24 protein-coding genes are annotated in these 26249 nt (G+C 67.5%); 9 read left to right on the top strand and 15 right to left on the bottom strand.

The window, feature by feature from the left end; translation table 11 throughout:
• Positions 1-126: 126 nt before the first annotated feature.
• Entirely contained in the window at positions 127-3120 is a 2994-nt protein-coding gene (locus L324_RS39580) for a UPF0182 family protein (protein WP_037321266.1), read from the bottom strand.
• A 156-nt stretch (positions 3121-3276) separates the two neighbouring features.
• Between L324_RS39580 and L324_RS39575 the strand changes: the two genes are divergently transcribed.
• Positions 3277-3825, top strand: coding sequence for a PPA1309 family protein (locus L324_RS39575; RefSeq protein ID WP_037321263.1), 549 nt, complete (start codon positions 3277-3279; stop codon positions 3823-3825).
• Positions 3826-3951: 126 nt separating this feature from the next.
• On the opposite strand, the gene L324_RS39570 is transcribed toward L324_RS39575, so the two are convergent.
• The gene (locus tag L324_RS39570) at positions 3952-4956 is read right to left on the bottom strand and encodes a YlbL family protein (RefSeq protein ID WP_201769703.1); all 1005 of its coding nucleotides are present in this window, start codon (positions 4954-4956) and stop codon (positions 3952-3954) included.
• A 203-nt stretch (positions 4957-5159) separates the two neighbouring features.
• Here L324_RS39570 and L324_RS39565 point away from each other — a divergent pair, with 203 nt between their 5' ends.
• Positions 5160-6515, top strand: coding sequence for a zinc-dependent metalloprotease (locus tag L324_RS39565; protein ID WP_037321259.1), 1356 nt, complete (start codon positions 5160-5162; stop codon positions 6513-6515).
• A gap of 6 nt (positions 6516-6521) precedes the next feature.
• On the opposite strand, the gene L324_RS39560 is transcribed toward L324_RS39565, so the two are convergent.
• Entirely contained in the window at positions 6522-7088 is a 567-nt protein-coding gene (locus L324_RS39560) for a M48 metallopeptidase family protein (RefSeq protein WP_037321257.1), read from the bottom strand.
• 163 nt (positions 7089-7251) lie between these two features.
• On the opposite strand from L324_RS39560, the gene L324_RS39555 reads away from it, so the two are divergent.
• From L324_RS39555 to L324_RS39545, 3 genes are all read left to right on the top strand, one after another.
• The gene (locus L324_RS39555; protein WP_037321256.1) at positions 7252-8286 is read left to right on the top strand and encodes a hypothetical protein; all 1035 of its coding nucleotides are present in this window, start codon (positions 7252-7254) and stop codon (positions 8284-8286) included.
• A 77-nt stretch (positions 8287-8363) separates the two neighbouring features.
• Positions 8364-9704, top strand: coding sequence for an ABC1 kinase family protein (locus L324_RS39550; protein ID WP_037321254.1), 1341 nt, complete (start codon positions 8364-8366; stop codon positions 9702-9704).
• A gap of 142 nt (positions 9705-9846) precedes the next feature.
• On the top strand, positions 9847-10761 hold the full coding sequence (locus tag L324_RS39545) for a hypothetical protein (protein WP_037321274.1): 915 nt from the start codon (positions 9847-9849) through the stop codon (positions 10759-10761).
• A 4-nt stretch (positions 10762-10765) separates the two neighbouring features.
• Here the strand turns inward: L324_RS39545 and L324_RS39540 are convergent, their stop codons facing one another.
• The 6 genes from L324_RS39540 to L324_RS39520 all read right to left on the bottom strand — a co-directional run bounded on the left by L324_RS39540 (position 10766) and on the right by L324_RS39520 (position 15294).
• Complete coding sequence (locus L324_RS39540) at positions 10766-10945, bottom strand: hypothetical protein (RefSeq protein WP_037321272.1); 180 nt, start codon at positions 10943-10945, stop codon at positions 10766-10768.
• A complete protein-coding gene (locus tag L324_RS39535) occupies positions 10942-11811 on the bottom strand; it encodes a class I SAM-dependent methyltransferase (RefSeq protein ID WP_037321252.1) in 870 nt (289 codons plus the stop codon). The genes L324_RS39540 and L324_RS39535 overlap by 4 nt, the downstream gene beginning before the upstream one ends.
• 107 nt (positions 11812-11918) lie before the next feature.
• The gene (locus L324_RS43800; protein WP_081736618.1) at positions 11919-12176 is read right to left on the bottom strand and encodes a hypothetical protein; all 258 of its coding nucleotides are present in this window, start codon (positions 12174-12176) and stop codon (positions 11919-11921) included.
• Positions 12173-12556 (bottom strand): WhiB family transcriptional regulator, encoded by a 384-nt coding sequence (locus L324_RS39530; RefSeq protein WP_037321250.1) that lies wholly within the window; start codon positions 12554-12556, stop codon positions 12173-12175. Before L324_RS39530 ends, L324_RS43800 begins: the two co-directional genes overlap by 4 nt.
• Before the next feature lie 167 nt (positions 12557-12723).
• Complete coding sequence (locus tag L324_RS39525; RefSeq protein WP_235783780.1) at positions 12724-13113, bottom strand: hypothetical protein; 390 nt, start codon at positions 13111-13113, stop codon at positions 12724-12726.
• Positions 13114-13206: 93 nt separating this feature from the next.
• Positions 13207-15294: an ATP-dependent DNA helicase UvrD2 gene (locus L324_RS39520; protein ID WP_037321246.1), complete on the bottom strand. Its 2088-nt coding sequence runs from the start codon at positions 15292-15294 to the stop codon at positions 13207-13209.
• A gap of 64 nt (positions 15295-15358) precedes the next feature.
• Between L324_RS39520 and L324_RS39515 the strand changes: the two genes are divergently transcribed.
• On the top strand, positions 15359-16087 hold the full coding sequence (locus L324_RS39515) for a DUF4191 domain-containing protein (protein WP_037321244.1): 729 nt from the start codon (positions 15359-15361) through the stop codon (positions 16085-16087).
• Positions 16088-16189: 102 nt separating this feature from the next.
• Positions 16190-17143, top strand: coding sequence for a hypothetical protein (locus L324_RS39510; RefSeq protein WP_037321242.1), 954 nt, complete (start codon positions 16190-16192; stop codon positions 17141-17143).
• 57 nt (positions 17144-17200) lie between these two features.
• On the opposite strand, the gene L324_RS39505 is transcribed toward L324_RS39510, so the two are convergent.
• On the bottom strand, positions 17201-17686 hold the full coding sequence (locus tag L324_RS39505; RefSeq protein ID WP_173426457.1) for an RDD family protein: 486 nt from the start codon (positions 17684-17686) through the stop codon (positions 17201-17203).
• Between the two features lie 172 nt (positions 17687-17858).
• On the opposite strand from L324_RS39505, the gene glnA reads away from it, so the two are divergent.
• Positions 17859-19283, top strand: a complete 1425-nt coding sequence (gene glnA / locus L324_RS39500; RefSeq protein ID WP_037321238.1) for a type I glutamate--ammonia ligase — start codon at positions 17859-17861, stop codon at positions 19281-19283.
• Positions 19284-19369: 86 nt separating this feature from the next.
• Here glnA and L324_RS39495 read toward each other — a convergent pair whose 3' ends face one another.
• The 5 genes from L324_RS39495 to L324_RS39475 all read right to left on the bottom strand — a co-directional run bounded on the left by L324_RS39495 (position 19370) and on the right by L324_RS39475 (position 25532).
• Positions 19370-19804, bottom strand: coding sequence for an acyl-CoA thioesterase (locus L324_RS39495; RefSeq protein ID WP_037321270.1), 435 nt, complete (start codon positions 19802-19804; stop codon positions 19370-19372).
• Positions 19805-19923: 119 nt separating this feature from the next.
• Positions 19924-22905: a bifunctional [glutamine synthetase] adenylyltransferase/[glutamine synthetase]-adenylyl-L-tyrosine phosphorylase gene (locus L324_RS39490; protein WP_037321236.1), complete on the bottom strand. Its 2982-nt coding sequence runs from the start codon at positions 22903-22905 to the stop codon at positions 19924-19926.
• 108 nt (positions 22906-23013) lie between these two features.
• Positions 23014-24144: an inorganic phosphate transporter gene (locus L324_RS39485; protein WP_037321234.1), complete on the bottom strand. Its 1131-nt coding sequence runs from the start codon at positions 24142-24144 to the stop codon at positions 23014-23016.
• A gap of 95 nt (positions 24145-24239) precedes the next feature.
• Positions 24240-24995, bottom strand: a complete 756-nt coding sequence (locus L324_RS39480; protein ID WP_037321268.1) for a type 1 glutamine amidotransferase — start codon at positions 24993-24995, stop codon at positions 24240-24242.
• 84 nt (positions 24996-25079) lie between these two features.
• Complete coding sequence (locus L324_RS39475) at positions 25080-25532, bottom strand: rhodanese-like domain-containing protein (protein ID WP_037321232.1); 453 nt, start codon at positions 25530-25532, stop codon at positions 25080-25082.
• 107 nt (positions 25533-25639) lie between these two features.
• On the opposite strand from L324_RS39475, the gene L324_RS39470 reads away from it, so the two are divergent.
• Entirely contained in the window at positions 25640-26086 is a 447-nt protein-coding gene (locus L324_RS39470; RefSeq protein ID WP_037321229.1) for an Lrp/AsnC family transcriptional regulator, read from the top strand.
• Positions 26087-26249 lie beyond the last annotated feature (163 nt).

The raw sequence follows: 26249 nt of genomic DNA, 5'->3' as shown, positions 1-26249 counted from the left end.
TTGAACCTGCGACCTCTGGGTTATGAGCCCAGCGAGCTACCGAGCTGCTCCACCCCGCGTCGTGACACCTACCTTACGCCTGCGTTTCGAGCAGGCGCAAAGCAGGTGCCCTTTTGGTAAGCGACGTCACCCTCCAGGCTTGCCGGCGGGCGGCGAGCTGGGCGGGGGTGTGCTGGTCTTGGCGGCCTCGTATGCCCGGTACGCGGCGTCGAGTGCGGCGAGTGCCGCGCCCTGATCCGCGTAGTTGCCCGCCTGCTGGGCCGCCTTGTACTTGGCCCAGGCGTCGTGCATCTCGCCCGCGGCCTTCTCGAGCGCCGGGTTGCCGCTGGCGGGCGGCTGCTGCGGCGGGGTCCCGGGCGGCGCGGGCGTCGTGGGTCCGGGGGTGCCACCGCTCTGCGGCGGTGTGACCCCGGATCCCGTGCCCGGGCCGAAGACCTGGTCGAGGGCTTCGTTGAGCGTCGGCGCGAAGCCGATCTTCGTGCCGTAGGAGACCAGGACCCGCGCCAGCTGCGGATAGCTCAGCTGGTTCCGTTGCCGGATGTAGACCGGTTCCACGTAGAGGAAGCCGTTAGCGACGGGCAATGTGATCAGGTTTCCGTAGGTGACCGTGACGTTCGGGTTGTTGAAGAGTGTCCGGTCCTGCGCGACCCGGGGGTCACTCTGGAATCTGTTCTGGACCTGGACGGGACCGTCGACCTGGGTCGCGCCACTCGCCCCTGTGGGCAGCCTCAAGACCCGCATTCGCCCGTAGTCTTCGGGATCCGAGGACACCGACATCCACGCCGCCAGGTACTGCCGCTGGAGACCGGTCAGCGAACTGGTGAGCTGGAACCGCGACTTGCTGTCGCCCGGCGCGGTGGCCAGGACGTAGTAGCCGGGCTGGTTGGCGATACCCGAGGCGGACGCGTTCACGCCGCCTTCCTGCGTCGGATCCTGCGGGACGCTCCAGAAGGCCTGCTGTGCGTAGAACTCCGCCGGGTTGTTCACGTGGTACTTCGACAGGAGTTCCCGCTGCACCTTGAAGAGGTCTTCGGGGTAGCGGAAGTGCGACCGCAGGTCCGGCGAGATCTCGCTGCTCGGCTTGACCAGGTCCGGGAAGACCTTCTTCCAGGCGTTCAGGACCGGCTCGTTGTCATCGACCCCGTACAGGGTCACGGTGCCATCGAACGCGTCGACGGTGGCCTTGACCGAGTTGCGGATGTAGTTGATCGAGGCGTTCGCCTGGCGGGTGGTGCCGCTGAGCGAGTCGTTGGTGGCCTGGCCGAGCTGGGTCTGCTGGGCGTACGGGAAGTTGTTCATCGTCGTGTAGCCGTCGACGATCCAGATGATCTTCCCGTTGACCACCGCGGGGTACGGGTCACCGTCGAGGGTCAGCCACGGGGCCGCCTTGGCGACGCGTTCCCGCGGCTCGCGGTTGTACATGATCTTGGATCCGTCGCCGATGGCGTCGGAGAACAGGATGTTCCGCTCGCCGTATTCGGCGGCGAAGACGAGCCGGTTGAACCAGTTGTCGATCGGCACACCGCCGGAGCCCTTGTAGATGTACGCGCGGTCGACGGCCGTGTCGTACTCACCGGGCGCCTGCCCGGCCTTGCCGCCGACGATCGCGTACGCGGCGTCGGTCGCGAGCTCGCCGTAGTAGATACGAGGCTCGTCCACCTTGATGCCCGGCTTGCTCGCGTCGGTCGCGCCCGCACCGGCGGGGTTCTGCGTGTCGCTGGTGGTGGCGATCGGGTACCCGCCGTCGGAGTTGGTGTCCTTCAGCGCGCGGTCGATCGTGTTGGCGGGCGCGGCGACGAATCCGTTGCCGTGCGTGTAAACGAGGTGCTTGTTGATCCAGTTGGTCTGGTTGCCGGTGAGGCCTTCGGTCTTGATCTCCTTGGCCGCGACGATGTAGTCCTGCGTGACACCGTTGAGGGTGTAGCGGTCGATGTCCAGCTTGGACGGGAAGCCGTAGAAGTTCTCACGGCCGACGCGCTGAGTGAAGGTGTCGCTGAGGATGTTCGGGTCGAGGAGCCGGATATTGGGCACGGTCCCCTTGTCCTGCTTGATCTCCGCGGAGGTCGCCTCGGACTTGCCGGTGTAGTCCTTGTACTCGACGTTGGTGAGGCCGAACGCCTGACGTGTCGCGTCCATGTTGCGCTGGATCGACGCGGATTCCTTCTCGTTCGCGTTGGGACGCACCGAGAACTGGTCGAGCACCGCGGGCCACGCGACGCCGACGAGCACGTTCGACAGGATCAGCAGCACCAGCGCGATCGCGGGCAGCTGCAGGTTGCGCAGGAACGCGCCGGCGAAGAACGCGACGGCACAGATCACCGAGATGCACAGGAGGATCAGCTTCGCGGGCAGGACCGCGTTCAGGTCTGTGTAGGTCGCACCGACGAACAGCGGCGCTCCCCGATCGGAGAGCAGCAGGTTGTAGCGGTCGAAGAAGTACTCGACCGCCTTCAGCAGCACGAAGATGCCGATGGTGATGGCGAGCTGGGCGCGGGTCGGACCGGCGAGCTGACCGCCCTTGCCCGCGAGCCGGATGCCACCGAAGACGTAGTGGGAGATCAGCGCGCCGAAGAACGCGATGACGACGGCAATGAACAGCCAGCCCAGGAGCCAGTTGTAGAACGGCAGGTCGAAGGCGTAGAAGCCGACGTCGTTACCGAACTCGGGATCGGTCTGGCCGAACGAGGTGCCGTTGAGGAACAGCTGCACGACCTGCCAGTCGCTCTGCGCCGACGCACCGGCGATGAGCCCGGTGAGCACAGGGATGCCGATACCGAACAGGCGGATCCGGCCGACGATCGCGGACCGGTAGCGCGCGAGCGGGTCGTCGTTGCCGGAGATCGGCACGAAGACCGGCCGGGTCCGGTACGCGATCATCAGGCTGATCGCGAGCGCACCACCCACCAGGAGCCCGACTGCGAAGAACAGTACGACTCGGGTGATCAACACCGTGCTGAACACCGTCCGGGCACCGACCTCGCCGAACCACAGCCAGTCGACGTAGGTGTCGAGCAGTCTCGCGCCCAGCAGCAGCGCCAGGATGACCACGGCGGCGATGATGAGCAGGATCCGGCTACGCCGGGACAGCTTCGGCAGGCTCACGGGGGGCCGAGTGGCCACTGCACACGCTCCTGGTTTGGTGAACTTTTCGCGGGGGCGCGCGTACCGCGTGCGGCCCCTGATGCTCTAACTCTACGGATGCCGTCAGAAGTTCCCGGAACCCGCCCAAACCGGACTCGGACGGCCGCTGTCCTGACCGCCTGGAACGATAAGCGAATGGCACCGAGTGAGCAGCAGGGCGTGGCCGGCCTGGCCCGCGAAGTCGAGGAGTTCGTCGCCTCAGGAGGATGGGATCAGCCGCCGCAGTTGTTCGCGCTGGTCCCGACCGCGGCGCTGCTGGACGAGCAGCCCGAGCTGGCCGGGCAACTCGACCCGTCGGCCCCGCTGACGCCCGTCGCCCAGGAAGCGCTGCCGGACGGCGATCTCGGTGAGGCGCTGGCGCAGATCGCGTGGCCGGATCTGGTGCTGGGATGCGCGCTCGCACAGGAGATCATCGTGCTGCCGCCGGACGCCGAGGCCGAGCTTCCGGTCGTGCCCGAGACCGATGCCGAACGTCTGCGCCAAGCTGCCGCCGATCACCCGCGCCGCACCGAAGCCCGGCTTGTGGCCGCGGTGCTGCGGGACGGCACCGGAGCGTGCGTCATGCGGCTTCGCGGCGCTGGGCAGGCCGAAGAGCCCGGTGATGTCCCTGTCGACGAGATCATCGAGAACCCGGAGCTGGCCCCTAACCTGCTCGAAGCCCTGAAGGCGACCTTGCTCCCCTGACCTGCGAAAAGAGAGCAAGGGACCTTTGCTATCGCCGGACAGGACGCAAGCCGGGCGATAGCAAAGGTCCCTTGCTCTCTTCCGAACCCGCGGGGCGATGGCAAAGGTCCCTTGCTCCCCCGGCGGTCAGCAGGAGGCGGTGGGCCGTCCCGCCTTGAGGTTCTCGAGCTGCGCGATCGCCTCGTCCAGAGTGGACACCTTGATCAGGTTGAGGCCATCGGGCGCGGCGGTCTTCGCCTCGGCGCAGTTGTGCGCGGGCACCAGGAAGTCGGTGGCACCGGCCTCGCGGGCGCCGACGACCTTGAACGAGATGCCGCCGATCGCGCCGACGACGCCCTTCTCCGAGATCTCGCCCGTCCCGGCGATGTGCCTGCCACCGGCGAGGTCGCCGGGCTCCATCTTGTCGACGATCGCGAGCGCGAACATCAAGCCTGCCGACGGGCCGCCGACATCCTGCAGCGAGATCTTCACGTCGAACGGGACATCCGCGCGGTCCACCGCGGTCAGGCCCATGAAGCCCTCCGGGCCGTCGGGCCGCTGCGCGAGCGTGAGCGGCACGGTGCGCTCGGCCTGGCCGTCGGACTTGAAGGTGATCTGCACGGTCTGCCCCGGCTTGGTGCCGTTCAGCGCGGCCCGCACATCGGTCGCCTCTTTGACCGTCTGCCCGTTGACCACCATCAGCCGGTCGCCCGGGGCGAGCACCTTGTCCGCCGGGCTGCCGGAGACGATCGTCTTCGCGAGCACCTTCACCGGGAACTTGCGCCGCAGCGCGGCGACCTGGGCAGCGGTCTGCGAGTCCTGGAGCTGCTGGATGTTCTCCTGGCGGACCTGCTCGTTGGTCTCACCCGGCTTGAAATACTCCTCGCGCGGGGCCAGCGCGTACCGGCCGCTCGCCCACAGCCCGAGCGCATTGAACAGCGTGATGCCGCCGTCGCGCAGGGAGACCGTCGTCATGCGGAGCTCCCCCGAGGTCTGGAAGACCTCGTGCCCGTTGACCTGGATCACCGACTGCCCGGCGACGTCCTTGCCGAGTGTGTCGTAGGTCGGGCCGGGGCTGATCGCCACGTACGGCACCGGGATGAAGAACCCGACCAGCGCGAAGACCACGAACAACGCGCCGCTGACCACCATCGTCCAGCCCCGCCGGGTCAACCGCCGTTCGGAGCGGTCCTGGTCACTCGCGGAGCCCGCACGGCTCCGCGCTGCTGTGGTCTCCTCCGAGGGCTCTGTCACGCGTGACAGCGTACGGTGACTGTGTTCGCTTCTCGGTGAAGGCCACGCTCATCACTCCAGTTGACGAGCTCCGGATCCCAGGACCCGCGTACGGTGGTGCCATGAGCAAACCCCCGTTCGGCTTCGGACCGCCCGATCCCGACAAACGAGGCGAGAACGAGCCGTCGGACTCCGGCGGCCAGCCCTCCGGCGCCGAGGCCTTCAATCAGCTCGGTCAGATGCTCAGCCAGCTGGGCCAGATGCTCAGCCAGGCCGGCAGCTCGACCGGGCCGGTCAACTACGACCTGGCGAAACAGATCGCGCTGCAGAACCTCAGCAGCAGTGGCAGCGGCGACGTCCAGCTCGGCTTTTCGTCGTCCAGCGGCGGCGACTCCAGCACGGCTGTGCGTGACGCCGCCCATCTGGCCGAGCTCTGGCTCGACGCCGCGACGATCCTGCCCGCTGGCGCCTCGACGACCGTCGCGTGGTCCGCGCGTACCTGGGTCGAGAAGACCCTGCCCACCTGGCAACGCCTCTGCGACCCCGTCGCCCAGCAGGTCTCGGGTGCCTGGGTCCAGGCCCTGCCCGAGGAGGCCAAACAGGCAGCCGGCCCGCTCCTGTCGATGATGGGGCAGATGGGCGGGATGGCCTTCGGCTCCCAGCTCGGCAACGCCCTCGCTCAGTTGGCTTCCGAAGTGCTCACCTCCACCGAGGTCGGTCTTCCGCTAGGCCCCGCGGCCACCTCCGCGCTCCTGCCGGCGAACATCGAGAAGTTCACGGAGGGCCTGGAACTGCCGACCAGCGAGGTGCTGGTCTTCATCGCCGCGCGCGAGGCCGCCCACCAGCGGCTGTTCGCCCACGTTCCCTGGCTGCGGCAGCGCCTCCTCGCCACCGTCGAAGAGTTCGCCAGCGGCATCTCCGTCGACACCTCGGCGCTGGAGCAGCTCGCGGGCCAGATCGACCCGTCGAACCCGGCCAGCATCGAAGAGGCCATGTCCTCCGGCCTGCTCGAGCCGCAGACCTCGCCCGAACAGAAGGCGGCGCTGAACCGGCTCGAAACCCTGCTCGCCCTGGTCGAAGGCTGGGTCGATGTCGTGGTCGCCGAGGCCATCGGCGATCGCCTCCCGGGCGCGGACGCGCTCCGGGAGACGCTGCGCCGCCGCCGGGCCACGGGTGGTCCGGCGGAACAGACCTTCGCCACCTTGGTCGGCCTCGAGCTCCGGCCGAGGCGCATGCGGGCGGCTTCCGCACTGTGGAAGCTGGTCGGTGACCAGCACGGCATCGAGAAGCGGGACGGCCTCTGGTCGCACCCCGACCTGATGCCGACCGCCGAGGACCTCGACGAGCCGCTCGACTTCGCCGAACGTCTCGGCGACGGCGAGTCGACCCTCGAAGGCATCGACCCGATCGCCGAGATCGAACGCACCCAGCGCGAGAAGGACAAGCTCGACGACAAGAGCGACGAAGACAAGAACTGAGGCACGTCAGTCCTCCGCCGCAATGCCCCATCCGGCGGCGGAGGACAGGCCCTCCAGGTAGCCGATGGCGCGTTCGGTCTTGGGATAACGGCGAACGAGCTCCCAGAACGCCGCGTTGTGCCCTGGTTCCTTCAAATGCGCGAGTTCGTGCACGAGGACGTAGTCCAGCACCCAGGCCGGTACCCGGCGCAGCCGATCACTCACCCTGATCGTCGCGTCGACCGGCGTGCAGGACGCCCACCTCGTTCGCATCGGCGGTACCCAGCGAACGCTCGCCGGTATCGCCTTTCCGTCCAGATACTTCGCCGAGAGCACGGCGCAGCGCGCCAGCAACGCCTCGTCCGAGGCCTTCGGCGGGGCGGCCCGCCGCGGGCCCGTGCGAAGCAGCTTGCGCTGCATCTCGGCTACCCAGTGCTTCTCCTCGGCCCGGGTCATCCGGGCCGGGATCAGCACGACGAGGGTGTCCTCGTCCCAGTACGCGGTGACGGTCCGGTGACGGCGCTGGCTACGCCGTACCTCGACCTTGTGTTCGGGAGTGTCCGACGGGGGAATCGTCTTGTCCCGGCTCCTCAATGAGGGCATCCGTGCTTCGACCACTCGACCACGGTAAGGCCAGTCACCGACAACTCCGAGAGCCGAAAGGTCACAGCCCCGAGTTGTCCACAACGACACCCACTTGTGGATAACTCGGGGTTTTCTTAGTGGATGGTTAGCGGACCGGTGCGATCCTGCGATCATGAACCTTCGCGAACCAGACCTCCGGTCGATCGTCATTCCCGCCTTCCCGGCCCTGCTTCCCGGCCTCGATGTGCTGGAACGCGGGAACGGCGACATCCAGATCGGCCTCGACCCCGCGCACGCCGTGGTGATCGCCGGAGTCGCCACCGAGGTGGCCGAAGCGCTCCGCGGACTCGACGGAAAACGGGCCGCCGATGACATCGTGCTCGCGCAGAGCGAACACGACGAACAGCTGCGGGACCTGATGACGGACCTGACGGCCCGTGGGCTCCTGACCGACGCGGGAGAACCCCCGCGGAATCCGAGGCCCAGGCCGGAGACGGGACTGTGGTCGCTCCGCACCCGTCACCATCAGGCGGCCATGACGACGCGCCGCAAGCGCGCCGCGGTGGCCATTCACGGCGACGGAAGGCTGGCCGTGGCCATCGCCGTCCTGCTGGCCAACGCCGGGATCGGGCATATCGACATCCGGGCGTCGGGAACGGTGCTCGAACGGGACCTGGGTTCGGGCTACACGGAGGCCGAGATCGGCATGCCGCGCAGGGAAGCGATCGCGCAGGTGGTGCACCGCACCGGGACGGACACGTCGACGACCCGGCTCTACGCGGACCGCCGGCCGGAACTCGCGCTGCTCACCGACGCCGTGGTGCCTGCGCCCGAGCTGGTCGACGAGCTCGTCCGGGACGGCATCAGCCACCTGCCGGTGCGCGTCCGGGACGGGGTCGGCATCGTCGGGCCGCTGGTGGTGCCCGGTCGCAGCAGCTGCCTGCGCTGCGCCGACCTGCACCGTTCTGCTCTCGACGGGTCCTGGCCCAGGGTGGCGAGCCAGCTCGCGGGACGCGTTCAGCGGCCGGACCTCGGCGCCGTACAGGCCTGCGCCGCGCTGGCCTCCGCCCAGGCGCTCCGGCTCCTCTCACCCAACGACAAAGCTCCGCCCGCCTGGAACGCCACCCTCGAGATCGACTTCTTCGACGGTGCGATCCGCCATCGCGACTGGCCGCCGCACACCGCCTGCGGATGCGGCGCCCGGTGATACCGCGAGCGACGTAGCCCACACACACGCACTCGACAGGCTGCGCGCGCGGAGTGAATCAAGGCAGAATCGCGAAGGTGACCGACTCCCGCAGCGCCGAGGACCGTGAAACCGCCATCCCCAGCAAAGGGGCCGCGCGCACGGCGAAGCTGGCCAGTATCCCCCTCGGCATGGCAGGACGGGCGGTCGGCGGCTGGGGGCGACGGCTGACCGGCCAGAGCGCCGAAGAAGTCAGCGCGACCTTGTCCGCCAAAGCCGCGGAACAGCTCTTCGAAGTCCTCGGCACGCTCAAGGGCGGTGCCATGAAGTTCGGCCAAGCGCTCAGCGTCTTCGAGGCGGCCGTGCCCGACGAGATGGCGAAGCCCTATCGCGAGGCCCTGACCAAGCTCCAGGCCGCGGCACCGCCCATGCCGACCCGGCAGACCCACCGGGTCCTCGCCGAACAGCTGGGACGCACCTGGCAGCAGCGGTTCGCCGCGTTCGACGACGAACCGGCCGCGGCCGCGAGCATCGGCCAAGTCCACCGCGCGACGTGGCACGACGGTCGCGAAGTCGCCGTCAAGGTCCAGTACCCCGGGGCCGACGACGCGCTGCGGAGCGACCTTCGCCAGCTCCAGCGTTTCAGCAGGCTTTTCCAGGCCTTCGTGCCGGGGACCGAGGTGAAACCGCTCCTGGCCGAACTCGCCGAGCGGATGTACGAAGAGCTGGACTACCAAGCGGAAGCCCAGAACCAGCGTGCTTTTGTGAAGGCGTTCGAAGGTGTTCCCGGCTTCCTGATCCCCCGCGTGGTGGCCAGCGCGCCGAAGGTCGTCGTCACGGAGTGGGTCACCGGTACCCCTCTTTCGAAGATCATCGCCGGCGGGGACAAGGAGGCCCGGGATCGCGCCGGCCGCCTGCTCACCGAGTTCCACTACTCGTCGCCCGAACGGGCCCGGCTCCTGCACTCGGACCCGCATCCCGGCAACTTCATGCTGACCTCCGACGGCAGGCTCTGCGTGATCGACTTCGGTGGGGTGTCCCGGCTGCCCGAGGGCATCCCGCAGCATCTGGGCGAGATGACCAGGCTGGCGCTCGACGGCGAGTCCTCGAAGCTGATGCGGCTGCTCAGGGAGTCCGGCTTCATCCGGGCCGACGCGGATCTGCTGGCCGACGACGTGCTCGCCTACCTGGCGCCGTTCACCGAGCCGCTGGCGGGCGAGACGTTCCATTTCACGCGCCGCTGGATGCAGCGACAGGCGGGCCGGGTCGGCGACACCCGCGGCCGGGACTTCCGGATCGGCCGTTCGCTCAACCTGCCACCCGAGTACCTGATGATCCACCGGGTGACGGCCGGATCGACCGGCATCCTCTGCCAGCTCGATGCGGAAATCCCCGCCCGCGCGATCGTCGAACGGTGGCAGCCGGGCTTCGCCGCCTGAGAAGTTATCCACAGGGAACGTTGGGACTGAGCCAAAATCGGGGTCGCGGCGGGGAGTTGTCCACAACTTCCCGGAAGCGGTTCCACCCGGACGGCCCAACGGTCATCCTCTCTATATGGCCACTACACGAAGCGCTCGACTCATAGCGCTCAGTAATTCCTGCGAGTCCGGGATCATCACCAGCCGCGAGCTGCGCAAAGCAGGCGTGACAGCGCGTTACGCCTCGAAGCTCTGCGGCCCCGGTGGTCCCTGGCGAAGGCTGATGCCGGGTGTGATCCTGTTGCGCGACTCCGCGCCCACCCGGCATCAACTGTTACAGGCCGCCGTCGCGCGGTTCGGACCGGACGTGGTGGTGACGGGCGCCGACGCGCTTCGCGCCCTGGGCGTCGACTGCCCGGCGACGCGGGAGGTCCATCTGCTCGTCCCGGACTATCGGCGCATGCCGGCGGAACCCGGCATGCTCCCCCGAAGAACCACGCGGATGCCGCCGCCGACCTTGATCGACGGCGTCCCGTTCGCCCCGCCTGCCAGGGCGGTCCTCGATCTGGCCCGGCTGGAGCTCGATCCGGCGCGGATCGCCGAGCTGGTGTCGCTCCCTCTGTACTGGGGCCTGTGCACGCTCGACGAACTCAGCGCGGAGCTCGAAGCCGGTAACCGGCGAGGCTCAGCCGCCGTCCGAACGGCTCTACGTCGCGTCGATCCCGAAGAGACCTACGCGCATGGGCTGGCGACGAAGGTCCTCGACGGCTGCCCGCTACCGATGCCGTCGTGGAACATGACGATCTGCGACCGGCGTGGACGGCCCATCGGTGCCGCCGACGCATGGTGGGACGACATCGGCCTGGCGTGGCAGTTCCGTGCGCCGAAAGCGGGGACGTCGAACTTTCATCCGCTGGCGCTGACCGCGACCGGGACGGTGCTGGTCCGCTGCACCATCGACCAGCTGAGGAAGGTTCCGATGGAAGTGGCGGAGGAACTCGTCAGGGCGTACGGCGAGGCCGCGCGGACGCCCCGGCCGAAGGTGCGCACGATCGGCCAGATCGACGACGCCGCCTGAGGACTCACCAATACTCGTCCGGCAGCTTTCCCTCGATGTCGCGCGTGTGGCGGCGGGCGCAGGCGGGGCACAGCCACCGCACTATGTTCTTCTCCCGGGTGGAGACCCAGGCGAGTGTCTGCGTGGCGTCCTCGTCGACGCCACGTATCCGGCCGCACAACGAGCAGCCGACCCGGTCGTTCACGGCCGCCGTCCACAATGGACCGTTTTCGCTCCCTGCAGGAACAAATCCTGGCGCGCACCGAGGAAGGCGGGGCTCGCCGGATTCACCAAGGCGGCCGCGGTCTTGTGATCGTCGCCGCTCAGCCGGTCGCCCGCGACCTCGGCCAGCCAGGTCACCCGCTCGACGACGAACTCGCGCAGCAGTTCCGGCCCAGGTGCCGGGTGGTGGATGAGCACCCCGAAGGAATCGACGCCGTCGAGGCCTGCCCGCTGCAGCGCGATGTTCCAGCCGTAGGGCATGGCGACCGAGCCGGGAATGCCCGCACGCATCTCGGCGAACCATTCACCTCGCGCGGCGAGCAGCCGCTCCTCAAGCCCTGGCCTGCCGACGCCGAGATCCCAGGGAAGACAGTTGAAGTCCAGACCGCCTTCGGAAATGGCGACCAGCCCGCCGGGCCGGGCAAGCCGGGCAAAGGTGTTGATCGCCGCCTGCTGGTCGGGCAGGTGGTGGACCACGCGGGAAGCCCAGACCAGATCGGCGGGTGGAAGTTTCTTGGGCAAGCCGTCGTCGGCGACGTCGGCGTGGATCGTCTCGACGATGGCCTTGTCCCCCGCCGCCGCGCTGACGGCACGGTGGGCCTCGGCGAGCAGGTGCTCGGTCGCGTCGACCAGCAGGATCCTGGCGCCGCCGGAGGCGAGCTCCTCGGCGAAGTGCACGCTCATCCCGCCCGCGCCACAGCCGACGTCGAGAATGGTCGGCCCGTCCGGCATACCTTCCAGCAGCCGCCGGGCCGCCGCTCGCATCGGTTCGGCATCGAGCGCTTCGGCCATGCGAAGCGATCGAAGCCGGTCCGCCCAGTCGATGTCGTCGTGCGTGTGTACGGCCATTCCCCCAGTGAACACCACCCCGGGCGGCACCACGCCCCAAAGGGGGAGCGGGGGACCTTTGCTATCGCGCGGCGATAGCAAAGGTCCCCCGCTCCCCCGTGGGTCGGTCAGGCCTGAAGGCGCTCCGCTCGCCGGCTGGCCCATCGAGCTACTCGGGTCCACCTGCGCGCGGCGCGTGCGCCGCTTCGAGCCCGCTGTGCGCGGACTCCCTCTTCCAGGTCTCGTATTCGGGCTCTGGACAGTTCTTCATAAAGCAACATTTCGCTGGTCTCCTCGACCTTGATTTCGTTCAACTTGGTCAGCGCGAGAGTCCGGTTACCCGTCCGCGCCTCGTAATCCCTGGTGGTGATGGGTTCGACGGTCATGCCGCTGCGCTCCGCTCGACCTTGCGCGCCGCGGGACGAACCTCGGCGGCGGGCTCGACGACCGGGTTCTTGCGGGGGCGGCCACGGGGCCGCTTCCGCGCGACGACAACGCCACGCTCGAAGATTTCGCCACCCCAGACACCCCACGGCTCACGCCGCGACAGGGCGCCCGCGAGGCAGGCCGAACGGACCGGGCAGTCCGCGCAGAACGCCTTCGCGCGCTCGAGTTCTGCCGGCGACTCGGCGAACCACAGGTCCGCGTCGCCGGAACGGCAGGGAAGCGTCGACTCGGGCGAGTCGATGGCGTCGAGCAGGTCGACGACGCCCGCGTCGGCGAAGGGCAGGGCCTCCCCCGGCGCGAAAGCTATGGCCGATGACATGAGTGCACTCCTTTGTCCCGTGACGGATTTCGTACTGACGGTGGAACTGGACAACTCTGAACCCCAATTAGGTTGTGCAGCCAACTTGTTTGTGCAGCAAAAAACACGAAGGCCGCGGATCCGGTTACCGGTTCCGCGGCCTTCGTGAGCCTCTAGTCCTGACTAGGTCAGGAACTTCGCTCCCGTATGGACAACGGAACACGGAACTGCTTGATGGTCGGCAGATCGACGCCACCGTTCACGTACGCGCCACCGAAGACGGCGGCGTGCGTGAAGGTTTCGTCAGCGGTGACCCAGCGCCGGTTGAGACGCTGAGTGCCGCGGGCGGCGAGGATGGTCACGGGCATGAAGGCGCCCTGACGCTGAGCCTGCGGAACTTCCGCGACGCAGGACAGACGGGTGCCCGGTTTCGTGACCATCATGTTGATCCTCATTTCACCGGCACCACCTTTCTCTGTCGCGCGCGAGCCGCCCTGCGGTCTACGCTGTGTTGTAGAAGTTCTTCCCCAGTCCGGGCGCTTGCCGCCCGGTACCTGCAGGTTATTGCCCTCGACCACACCGGGGCAACTTATTTTCCAGAAAAACCGTCGAAGCTACGAAGATCGGCTCTGAGCAGCGGGTTCGCCGCGTGGATCAAGCCCAGGACGCGGTCAAGACTCCACCGAGGCCCTCACGACGTCGAGAACTTCCGCCCCGAAGCGTTCAAGCTTCGTCGCGCCGATCCCGGAGATGGCGCACAACGCTGTGTCATCGGTCGGCCGCTGCTCGGCGATGGCGACCAGTGTCGCGTCCGTGAAGACGACGAAGGCCGGCACCTTGAGCTCGCGGGAACGTTCACCTCGCCAGGACTTCAGCTTCTCGAGCAGCTGCTCATCCACATCGGACGGGCAACGGGAGCAGCGTCCCAGCTTGATGTCCAGCGTCTCCAGCAGCGGTCCGCCGCATACCCGGCACCGCGCCTTGTTGCCGGACTGCTTCGGCTGCTGAGAACGGGCGACCCTCGCCGCCGGGTGGTCTTCGGGGATCAGGCCGTAGAGGAACCGGCTGCGTCGTCGATTGCGGCGATTTCCCGACGTCCTGGCCAACGCCCACGAAAGCGAGAGGTGCTCTCGTGCACGAGTGACGCCGACATAGAACAGACGGCGCTCTTCCTCGATGGCCGCGTCGTCACCGTCCGCGTGAAGGATCGGCATGGTCCCCTCGGCGAGCCCCACGAGGAACACGGCATCCCATTCGAGGCCCTTCGCCGCGTGGAGCGAGGCCAAGGTGATGCCCTCCACCGTCGGCGGGTGCTGCGCGCTCGCCCGCTGTTCGAGCTCCGCCACGAACCTGGGCAGATCCGCGTCGTCGATGGTGGACGCAAGCTCCTCGGCCAACTCGACGATCGACAGCAGCGCGTCCCACCGCTCTTTCGCCGCACCGCCGGCCGGGGGCTGATCGGTGAGTCCCACCTTCGCGAGCACAGAGCGGACCCTGGTCACCAACTCGCCGGTGTCCGCGTCGGTCGACGCCATCCGCAGCGCGGACATCGCCTGCCGGACCTCGGTCCGGGCGAAGAACCGCTCGCCGCCGCGGACCAGGTACGGAATGCCCAACTCCGCCAGCGCCTGCTCGTAGGCCTCCGACTGGGCGTTGACGCGGTAGAGCACCGCGATCTCGCTGGCCGCCACCCCGCTGTCGAGCAGGTCACGGATCCTGCGCGCGACGGCTGCGGCCTCCGCTGTCTCGTCGTCATACTCGGCGAAACGCGGGGCGGGCCCCGACGGACGCTGGCCGACGAGCTTCAGCCTCGACCCGGCGGGTCGGCCGCGCGCGGCACCGATCACCTGGTTGGCGAGAGCCACGACTTCCGGGGTCGAGCGGTAGTCCCGCTCGAGCCTCACGACCGTTGCCTCGGGGAACCTCCGCGTGAATTCCAGCAGCGGCCGGGGGGAGGCGCCGCCGAACGAATAGATCGTCTGGTTGGCGTCGCCGACCACGGTCAAGTCGTCGCGGCCGCCGAGCCACGCGTCGAGCAGTCGTTGTTGCAGCGGGGTGACGTCCTGGTACTCGTCGACGACGAAGCAGCGGTAGCGCTCGCGGAACTCCTGGGCCACCACCGTGTGCTCCTCGAGAACCGCGGTGGTGTGCAGGAGGAGGTCGTCGAAATCGAGGACCTGCGCGGCGTTCTTGACCTTCTCGTAATTCCGGTAGACCTCGGCGACCTGCGACGCGGGCGCGGGGGTGTCCCGCTGCGTACGCGCGGCGACGGCGGGATAGTCGTCCGGCGATACCAAAGAGGCCTTGCTCCACTCGATCTCACTGGCGAGGTCGCGCAGGAGTTCCGTCTCGGTGCCGAGGCCGGCCTTGTTGGCGGCCTGGCTGATGTAACGGAACTTGTTCTCGAGCAGCTCCCAAGGCCGGTCCCCGACGACCTGCGGCCAGAAGTACCGAAGCTGGCGACGAGCGGCGGCGTGGAAAGTGAGCGCCTGGGCAGCGTCGACGCCCAAGCCCCGGAGCCGCGCGCGCATCTCGCCCGCGGCACGGGTCGTGAAGGTGACGGCGAGGACCTGACCAGCGGCGACGTGCCCAGATCGGACCAGGTGGGCGATGCGGTGCGTGATCGTCCGCGTCTTGCCGGTCCCCGCTCCCGCAAGGACACAGACCGGCCCCCTCGGGGCGCAGGCGGCGGCACGTTGCTCGGGATCGAGCCCATCGAGCAGGCCTGGACGACTCTTCGGGGACGATGCGCTAACCACGTCCCCGATCCTCGCAGAGGGCCCGACGGGATCGGCGCAGGGCACGCGGCCGTATCCTGGTCACATGGCGGGAAAGCAGGACAAGGAAGCAGCGAAGCTGGCCAAGAAGGAGAAGCGCGCCGCGAGCAAGGCTCGCCGCGGGCAGATCTTCGAGGCCTTCAAGATGCAGCGCAAGGAAGACAAGGCGCTCATCCCCTGGATGGCCGGATCGCTCCTGGTCATCACCGGCGTCGTATTCGGCATCGGGTTCATCTTCGACGTCCACTGGGTCTTGCTGCCGCTGGGCATCCTGCTCGGCGCGCTCGCCGCCGTGATCATCTTCGGCAGGCGGGTCCAGAAGACCGTGTACTCGAAGGCCGACGGACAGCCGGGCGCCGCGGCCTGGGCACTCGAAAATATGCGAGGCCGCTGGAAGGTGACGCCGACCGTGGCGGCCACGACCCAGCTCGACGCCGTGCACAGGGTGCTCGGTGGCCCGGGTGTCGTGCTCGTCGCCGAAGGCGCGCCGCACCGGGTGAAGTCCCTCCTCGCCCAGGAGAAGAAGCGCGTCGCCCGCCTGATCGGTGAGACCCCGATCTACAACGTCATCATCGGCAACGAAGAGCAGCAGGTGCCGCTGAAGAAGCTGCAGGGCTACCTCATGAAGCTCCCGCGCAACCTCAAGCCGGCCCAGGTCGACGCGCTGGAAGCGAAGCTGGCCGCCCTCGGCAGCCGTGGCGCCGCGATGCCCAAGGGCCCGATGCCTGCCGGCGCCAAGATGCGCAACGTTCAGCGCACCATCCGCCGCCGCTGACCAGAGCGAGAATCAGGGGTCCTTTACTACCGCGGGCGGTAGTAAAGGACCCCTGATCGTTTCCGGGCGAAAACTGTCGGTGGGTGGTCGCATGATCACTGTGTGGACGGAACCTCGAGCGCCCGGGAGAAGGCGCTGGCAGCGATGTTCCCGGACGGCGTGGCCGCCCGGGCGGCGCTTGTCGCCCTAGGGCACTCCCACTCTTGGATCTCTCGCCGTTGCCGTGAAGACGGCCCATGGCGACGTCCGATTCCCGGAGTCATCCTCCTGACCGACGCCACGCCGACCAGACGGCAGCTTCTGAAGGTCGCGCTGACTCACGCGGGCCCGGACGCGATGCTCACCGGCGTCCAGGCGGCCCGGCTGTACGGAGTGCGGAGGCTTCCTCCGGAAAGCCGGGCTCACACGTTGATCCCCCACCGCAGCAAGGTTGCCACCTGGGGAGCGACCGTGGTCGAGCGAACCATCCACCTGCCGGAGCCGGTTGAGATCGACGGACTGCCGGTAGCGCCACTCGCCCGGGCCCTCATCGACGCGGCCCGCCGGATGGACGAACTAGCGTCCGTGCGGGCGATGATCCACGATGCTGTCCATCGCGGACTCTGCACCCCGGAGGAACTTCGGGATGAGCTGGCACAGGCGAGCACGATCGGCTCGGCCCTGCCCCGTCTCGTCGTGGGTGCCCTCCAGGACGGCGTCGACTCCGCCGTGGAGCAGTGGCTGGAGACAGTGCTCGAGCGCAGCGGCTTGCCCAGGCCAGAGCGCAATGCCGAGCTTCGATCTCTCGACGGACAGGTCATAGGTGTCGCCGAGGTCTGGTGGCCGAAGGCGTGCGTCGCCCTGCAAATCCGCCACGCCGAAGTCGCCCTCGAACCGGACAAGAGGCCCGAGACACCCGCGTTGGTCCCCGACGGTGTAATCGTCGTGCGGATCCACCCGACACAACTCCGCGACGAACCGTTGGTCGTGATCCAAGAGTTGCGAGCAGCTCACCGTCGCGCTCGGCAACGACCGCCTCCGAAGCAGGGTGGTACTCCCGCGGCACCGGCGGCCTGAGCAACCGCGCCCCGGAGGGAGAGCGAGAGCAAAGGTCCCTTGCTCCCCCGCTGGAGGTCACCGCATGCGGATGACGACTGTTCCGGTCAACCGGTCGAGCCAGCTCCGGCCGTCGATGTTGCGGATCGCGGCCGGAAGGATCACGAAAGTCAGCGCCGCCCGCACGACGGCGCGCCACACTCCGACCATCTGCGCGCCGTCGAGCCTGGCGACGCGGATTCCGACGGCCGCCATACCGGGGGTGAAGCCGAAAAAGGTCACGGGAATGATCGTGATGGCGGCCCAGACGCCCACCGACCAGAGGTTGAACGTCTGCATGACGGCCGGATCCTGGAGGCTGGGCGTCACGAACAGCGTGGTGACCAATGAGGCGAGGACCAGGTCGACGAGAAGGCCAAGGAGACGAGGCCCGCCGCCCGCCACCGATCCGACACCCGATTGGGGTAAGCCGAGTCGCTCACCGCGCCACCGCTGCGTACCCTCTCCACCGGCCGTCGTTCCGTCCCCGGCTCCGGGCAGCCATTCTCCGGTCCATCTCGCCACCCATCCAGGGTATGCCGGTGGCGTGGGCCACATTCGCCCTGGTCGGCTACCCGATATCGCCGACCCGTTAACACCGGCGAAACATACGGGTGACGGTCGGGCAACACCGCGCTCTTAGCGTGAGCCGAAGAGAGTACTGCCGCCGGCAACGAACGAGAAGGAGTCACCGAGGGTGCCCACTACTCCAGACGACATTCAGCGCCTTATCGCCGACGAGAACGTAGAGGTCGTCGACGTCAGGTTCTGCGACCTGCCCGGCGTTATGCAGCACTTCACCGTTCCGGCGAAGGCGTTCAACGAAGAAGCCTACGAAGAAGGCCTCGCCTTCGACGGCTCCTCGGTGCGTGGTTTCCAGTCGATCCACGAATCGGACATGCTGCTCCTCCCGGACCCCGAGACGGCGCGCATCGACCCGTTCCGCAAGGCGAAGACGCTTTCGCTGAACTTCTTCGTGCATGACCCGTTCACCCGTGAGGCGTACAGCCGCGACCCGCGCAACATCGCGCGTAAGGCCGAGCAGTACATCTCCGAGTACGGCGTCGCGGACAACGTGTTCTTCGGCCCCGAGGCCGAGTTCTACATCTTCGACTCGATCCGGTTCGACTCCGCCGAGCACGCGTCGTTCCACGAGATCGACTCCGTCGAGGGCTGGTGGAACACCGGCGCCGACGTGCCGGGCGGCAACCAGGGTTACAAGACGAAGTTCAAGGGTGGCTACTTCCCCGTCCCGCCGGTCGACCACTTCGCTGACCTGCGCGACGAGATCGTCCGCAACCTGCAGGGCTCCGGTTTCGAGATCGAGCGCGCGCACCACGAGGTGGGCACCGCCGGCCAGACCGAGATCAACTACAAGTTCAACACGCTGCTGCACGCTGCGGACGACCTGCAGCTGTTCAAGTACATCGTGAAGAACACCGTGTTCGCCGCCGGCAAGACCGCGACCTTCATGCCGAAGCCGCTGGCCGGTGACAACGGCTCGGGCATGCACTGCCACCAGTCGCTCTGGAAGGACGGCACGCCGCTGTTCCACGACGAGTCCGGTTACGCGGGCCTGTCCGACACCGCCCGCCACTACATCGGCGGTCTGCTCAAGCACGCGCCGAGCCTGCTGGCCTTCACCAACCCGACCGTCAACTCGTATCACCGGCTCGTGCCGGGCTTCGAGGCCCCGGTCAGCCTGGTGTACTCGCAGCGGAACCGGTCGGCCTGTGTCCGTATCCCCATCACGGGCAACAACCCGAAGGCCAAACGCGCCGAGTTCCGGTGCCCGGACTCGTCCGGCAACCCGTACCTGGCGTTCTCGGCCATGATGATGGCCGGTCTCGACGGCATCAAGAACAAGATCGAGCCGCCGGAGCCCATCGACAAGGACCTCTACGAGCTCCCGCCGGAGGAGGCCCAGAACGTCAAGCTCGTTCCGGGTGACCTCGGCACGGTGCTCGACACGCTGGAGGCGGACCACGACTACCTGCTCGAGGGTGGTGTCTTCACCCCCGACGTGATCGACACGTGGATCTCCTACAAGCGTGAGAACGAGATCGACCCGCTGCGGCTGCGCCCGCACCCGTACGAGTTCTCGCTGTACTACGACGTGTGATCGTGCGGTAGCAACACCAAGAGCACGCCGGTGGTGAGGTGCGGAAGCGCCCTCACCACCGGCGTTTTTGTGTCCGGCAGGTCGGGTTACTCCGAAGTGGACAGAACTTTCAGGTCGACGCCGGCGCGCTCGATGCGGCCACGCGGGTCGTCCACGAGCTTGCGTCGCTCGAGATCCATCAGCCCCAGAGTGCAGGTGATCTCCGCGGAGAGGGTGCCGTCGACCTTGTAGATGTTCGAGTCCATGTGGAAGGTCTTGCCGGTGCCGAACTTGGCATCGCAGGTCACGTCGACGACATCACCGGCCCGAAGCTCACGCCGGAACACGATGTGGGACTCGAGCAGCACGAAGGCGAGATTCGCGTCTCGCATGCCCGCGTTGAGGCCGCCGGCAAGCTCCAACAGCTCGAGTCTGGAGACCTCGCCGTACGAGTGATAGACGGCGTGGTTCAGATGCCCCAGGGTGTCCAACTCATAGTGACGCACCTTGATCCGGGTGCGAAAAGGCTCGCGCACAGTCACCGGTTCACTGTAAGCGCCGCTGCTCATCCGCGACGCCGAGTGTGAGCAAGGGACCTTTGCTGTCGCCCCTCCGGCGCAGAACAAGCGATAGCAAAGGTCCCTTGCTCACTTCCCGCAGGTCAGAGCGGTCGGTCTTGGTAGAAGAGGGTCTCAACGACCGCGTGGGCACGTCGCGTCGTCCGCCGGTACGCATCGAGGAACTCGCCGGGATCGTCGTCGGCCGAGTAGCCGAGCACCCGGGCGACCGCGGCCAGATCACGACCGGAGCTGGGGATCTCGTCGACGGCCTTACCCCTGACCAGCATCCCGGCGTTCCGGACACGTGTCGCCAGCAGCCACGCCTCGGTCAGGGATTCGATTTCGGCGGGCTCTGCCAGCCCCGCCTCCACCGCTGCCTTCAGCGCTTCGATCGTCGATGTGGTTCGAAGCCCTGCCACTTCGTGCGCGTGCCGCAGTTGCATGAGCTGCACAGTCCACTCCACATCCGCAAGGCCGCCGCGGCCGAGCTTCGTGTGCCGGGTCGGATCCGCCCCCTTGGGCATCCGCTCCGTCTCCACCCGCGCCTTGATCCGCCTGATCTCCCGCACTCGGACCGCGTCAAGGCCCGCCTCGGGGTATCGAATGGGGTCGATCATCTCGATGAACCGAGCACCGAGCTCGTCATCCCCGGCGATGAACCGGGCCCGAAGCAGCGCCTGCGATTCCCAGACCTCCGCCCAACGCCCGTAATAGCTGCGGTAGGACTCCAGAGTCCGGACCAGCGGACCGCTCCGTCCCTCCGGACGGAGATCGGCGTCGACGACCAGAGCTGGGTCTGGGCTGGGCGCACCGAGAATCTTGCGAACCGTCTCGGCGACCGACGAAGCGAACTTCGCTGCTTCAGAGTCGGACACCCCCTCGGAGGGCTCGCACACGAACAGGACGTCCGCATCGGACCCATAGCCGAGTTCGGCCCCGCCGAGGCGGCCCATACCGATGACGGCGATTTTCGCGGGCGTCCGGCCGAGCTCGGCCTGACGCTGGCGGTAAGCGGCGGCCAACGCGCCCTGCAGCACGGCGGCCCACACGCTCGACAACGCCTCGCAGACCGACGGAACCTCGAGCAACCCCAGCAAATCGGCCGATGCGATCCTCAGCATCTCGTGCCGACGCAGGGATCTCGCAGCGGCGACCGCGGCGTTCAGGCCCGGCTGCCGCCGGACCGTTGCCCGTAGCGAAGTGGCCACTTCCGCCGGAGTACGACCAGCCAACCGAGCGGGGTCGCCGAGCAGCTGCAGAACCTCCGGCGCTCTCACCAGCAGGTCCGGGACCAGTCGCGACGTGCCCAGCAAGAAGGCGAGCCGTTCGACGACGGCGCCTTCGTCCCGAAGAACCCTGAGATACCAGGGCGTTTCTTCAAGCGCCTCCGAAACCTTGCGGTAGGACAGGAGCCCCCGATCAGGGTCCGGAGTGTCGGCGAGAAGGTCCAGCAAGACCGGCAGCAGAGCCTGCTGGATGGCCGCCCGCCGGGACATTCCCGCGGTCAGCGCCTTGATGTGCTGCAGCGCTCCGTCCGGGGCGGCATAACCGAGCGCCGCGAGGCGGCTTTCCGCTTGTTTCGTCGTCAGCCGCAGAGCTTCGGTCGGCACGTTCGCGACGGATTGCAGCAGCGGCCGGTAGAAGAGCTTCTCGTGAAGACGGCGGATGCTTTGCAGGTGCCGACGGAACTCGGCGAGCAAGACATCACCTTCGCTGCGGCCCCGGGCGGGCCGCACTCCACTCGCCCTCGCGATGGTTCGCAGCTCGCTGGCGTCCGAAGCGGCAGGGAACAGGTGCGTACGCCGCAGTCGGCGGAGCTGAAGCCGATGCTCGATGGTCCGGAGGAATTCGTACGACGACCCAAGCTCCGCGGCATCCGTGCGGCCGACGTACCCGCCTTCGCCGAGGGCGGCGAGTGCGTCCATCGTGGACGGAGAACGTAGTTCGGCGTCGATCCGACCATGGACGAGTTGCAGCAACTGCACGGCGAACTCGACGTCACGAAGGCCGCCGCGGCCCAGCTTCAGTTCCCGCTCGGCGTGTGCGGACGGCACGTGGCCTTCGACGCGGCGCCGCATCTTCTGCACCTCGGGGACGAAATTCTCCCGATCGGCGGCGGTCCACACCTTCGGCGCGACCATCTCCGCGTACTGACGGCCGAGTTCGGCATCACCCGCGACCGGCCGTGCTTTGAGCAAGGCCTGGAACTCCCAGGTCTTGGCCCATTTCTGGTAGTAAGCCGCGTGTCCGTCGAGGGTGCGGACCAAGGCGCCCGCCTTGCCCTCCGGACGCAGGGCCGCATCGACCTCGAAGCAGGCCTTCCCGACCACGCGCATCATCGTGCTGGCCAGCCGCGTCGAGATGGTGAGGTCGCCATCTCCGACAAAGATGACGTCCACGTCACTCACGTAGTTCAGCTCTCGACCGCCGCATTTGCCCATCGCGATCACGGCCAGCCGGCCTTCGACACCGGCACCGACTTCTGACTCCGCGACCAGAAGCCCCACTGTGAGCGCGGCCTCGGCCAGAGTGGTGAGCTGAGCTCCGATCTCGGCATAGGGTGGCTGGTAGAGACCGGGTTCGACGAGATGACCGAGGTCGGCGGCCGCGATCCCGAGGAGAAGTTCGCGGTATCCAACGCGGAGAGCCTGCTCTGCATCGAGCCCGGTGAGCAACTCACCTTCCGACCGCAGATGGCCCAGGAGCCGGCTCACATACCGTTCCGGCTCAGTGCTCTTGTCGCCCTGGAGCGTCTTCCAGCAGTCGGTGTTCGCGGCCAGGAAATCCGCGAGCGCACTCGATGTGCCCAAGACGCCGAGCATCCGGCCGCGGAAGGTGCGATTCACGCGAAGCGCCTGGTCGAGCTCAGTCCAGGCGGCCGGGTCGGCCTCCCTGATCCGGTCGAGACCGCTCAAGGCGAGATCGGGGTCCGCCGCACGTGAGAGTGCTGACAACACGTCGGCGGCAACGCCGTCCGGGCCGGATTCGGTCCACCAACCGGCAGCACGCAGCTGCCCGTCGGCTCGGGGATCGGTGAAGCCGTATCTCGCCACGGAAGCGGTCGGCCTGGCGCGCTCAACCATCGGCTTCCACCGTAGTCGTCCTGCGGCCCGGCACCAGATGGACGCGCAAGAGAGCAAGGGACCTTTGGTGTCGCCGGGAAGGGGCGATACCAAAGGTCCCTTGCTCTCTTAAGCCGCGATCCTGCCGACCTCCGGCTCGGGAACGGTCGGCGCGGGGCTGGTGAAGCTGCCCGCGTTGACGGGGCTACGCCGCGAAAGCAGGTAGATCCCGATGCCGACCGCCAAGCCCGCGACACCGACGGCGATGGTGCCCACGGTGCCGGTGGAAGTCACGAGACCGGCTGCAGCTCCGACGATGGCCGCCGCCGGGAGCGTGAACAGCCAGGCGATCACCATGCGGCCGGCGGTGCGCCAACGGACCGGTGACTCGTGCCTGCCCACGCCTGATCCGACGATGCCGCCCGAGCAGACATGAGTCGTCGAAAGTGGAAAACCGAAGTTCGTCGACGCGAGGATGACCGCCGCCGAACTCGTCTGCGCGGCGAAGCCCTGTGGGCCGTCGATGTCCGTCAGGCCCTTGCCCAGTGTGTAGGTGATTCGCCAGCCACCCAGATATGTACCGAGTGCCAACGCGAACGCCGCGCTGACGATCACCCAAAGGGGCGGTCCAGCGCCGGCGGGAAGGCTCCCGGCGGTGATCATCGTCAGCGTGATGACGCCCATGGTCTTCTGGGCGTCGTTCGTGCCATGGGCGAGCGAGACGAGCGAAGCCGAGATGATCTGGCCTACACGGAAGCCCGCAGTGCGGCCGCGACGGACGAACATCCGATAGACGAAGTACGTCACGATCATCGCGACAAGCCCCGCCAGGACTGGCGACAGCGCCGCGGGGACGAGGACCTTCTCGACGATCTTTCCGAAATGGACCGAGTCGGTTCCGGCCGAGACCCATGTCGCACCGATCAGCCCGCCGAACAACGCGTGGGAGGAGCTGGACGGCAAGCCGACGAACCAGGTGACCAGGTTCCACACGATCGCCCCGACCAAGCCACCGAACACGATCGCCGGTCCGATCTTGGTGTCATCGACCAGTCCATTCGAGATCGTCTTGGCCACCTCGACCGACAAGAAGGCTCCGACCAGGTTCAAGACCGCGGAGATCGTCACCGCCACCTTGGGGCGAAGCGCCCCGGTGGCGATCGACGTCGCCATCGAGTTGGCCGTGTCGTGGAACCCGTTCGTGAAATCGAAAATTAGGGCCGTGACGACGACGAGCACGACCAACACTGAGGGCTCCACCCCGACCTCCGAACCCTTCGATACTCCCTTCGCGCAAGGTACCTGACGGCAAGACCGCAGCGTTAATAACCCATACCCATTTGAGACATACGCCGTTAAGCCATCGGTAACGTCCGTTGACGTTCCGCAGCCGGAGCGAGGTCACCTGACACCAGTCGGACGAAGCGGTGCGCGAACGGTCGCCAGGTTTCGGTGATATCGGCATGCACCTTGGCCAGGTTCTCCGGGGTCAGTGCGTCCGGCCGGGTGAGTTCCGCCATTTCCGGAGACTGCCGTGCCCAGTCGAGGACGATCTCGGGCGTCGTCTCGATGTGAAACTGGACACCATAGGCACAACGGTCGAAACGGAAGGCCTGGTTCGGATACCGCGGCGACGAAGCGAGAAGTTCCGCACCTGCGGGGAGCCGGGTGATCGCGTCGTTGTGGAACTGAAGGACATCCTGCATGAGCGGGAGGTCCGCGAAGAGCGGATCGGTCCAGGCGGCGTCCTTCTTGGACACAAGTCCTGGTCCCACTTCTGGTCCCTGATCGCCTTCAGCCACCGCGCCCCCCAAAGCCGCCGCGAGGAGCTGGCTGCCAAGACAGATCGCGAGTGTCGGGATGCGCGCACCGACAGCCTTCGAAAGCAGCTTCCGAACGTCCGCCAGCCAGGGGTGGGTGGCGTCATCATTCGCGCCCATCCCTCCGCCCAGGCATACGACGCCCGCGTACTCGTCAAGAGCGACGGGAAGGTCCTGGCCGGGCAACAGTCTGATGTCTAGCTCAGCTCCCCCTTCGGTGAGCCAATCACCGAAGGGGCCGATCGGATCTGATTCGTCTGGCTGGATGACGAGCAACTTGGGAGCGGTCACCACCCCAGCCTACGACCGCGGCGAGCAAGGGACCTTTGCTATCGGCTCGGAGGTGGCGATAGCAAAGGTCCCCTGCTCTCCCGGTCAGCAGGCGCAGCGGGGGGCGGACGCGGAAGCGAGGGAGAGGGCGGGTGCGTCCCGGTCGACGGGATAGCCGGCTGCTTCCCAGGCGGTGATCCCGCCGGACAGGCGCTTGACCTTGAAACCGAGTTCCGCGAGCTTGAGTGCTCCCTTGGTCGCGGCGTTGCAGTTGATGCTCTCGCAGTAGCAGACGTAGACAAGGTCTCGATCGAGCCGGCTGACGGACTCCGGGGTCATGTCCCGGTACGGGAGATTGATCGCACCGGGGATGCGAGCGGAAGAGAAAGCTTCGGGGGCCCGCGTCTCGACGATCACGTAGCCGTGCTGGGCACCAGCGGAGAGATCGCGGACAAGGTCGTCGGGGTCCACGTCCAGGGCGAGCTCCGCACGAAGCAGCGCGGCCGCGGTCGCGCTGTCGAGGGCCGGGAACGTCAGTACGCGGGGTTCGGTCGTCATGCCTCAATCGTGCTGCCCGCCGATCGTCAAAGACAGTGGCGAACCCAGGCATCGCCGCCGGTTAGCCTGGAGATTCCTGGCGGACACGACGATCGACCTGGAGTTCCGTGAACCTCGACGATCTTGATTGGCAGCTGCTCGAACTTCTCCAGTCCGACGGACGGCTGAGCTTCTCCGAACTCGGTCGGCGGGTGTCGCTGTCGGCCCCCGCGGTCACCGAGCGGGTGAGGCGGCTCGAGGAGAAGGGGATCATCACCGGGTACTCGGCCAGTGTGGATCTGACGAAGCTCGGGTTGCCCATTGAGGCGATAGTCCGGGCAAAGGTGCGGAGCCTCGATACCCCGCGCTTCCGGGAAACCATCCTCGCGCTACCTCAGGTGCTCGACGCCGATCACGTCACGGGTGACGAGTGTTGGCTGGTGCGGGTCGCGTGCCGAAACACGGCGGAACTGGAGGAGCTCGTAGAGCGGATGCAACGCTATGGGGAGACGACTACTTCGCTGGTCTTCTCGTCGCCGGTCCGGCGGCGCACGGTCGGCCGGCTGCGCGGTTGACCCATGGAGCCGCGCCGGGAGAGCAAGGGACCTTTGCTATCGCCTGCCCTGGCCACGCATGTAGAGGACTAAATGCGAGGGCCGGCGGGGCTTGGTCCGCATCGAGAGGACTAAATGCATGGGGTGTAGATATAGGAAAAGGCCCAGATCGGGAGAACCGGGG

Source organism: Amycolatopsis orientalis DSM 40040 = KCTC 9412 (genome assembly GCF_000478275.1).
Taxonomy (GTDB): domain Bacteria; phylum Actinomycetota; class Actinomycetes; order Mycobacteriales; family Pseudonocardiaceae; genus Amycolatopsis; species Amycolatopsis orientalis.
The sequence above is the reverse complement of the archived record's forward strand: the minus strand, read 5'-3'. Positions and strand labels throughout refer to the sequence as shown.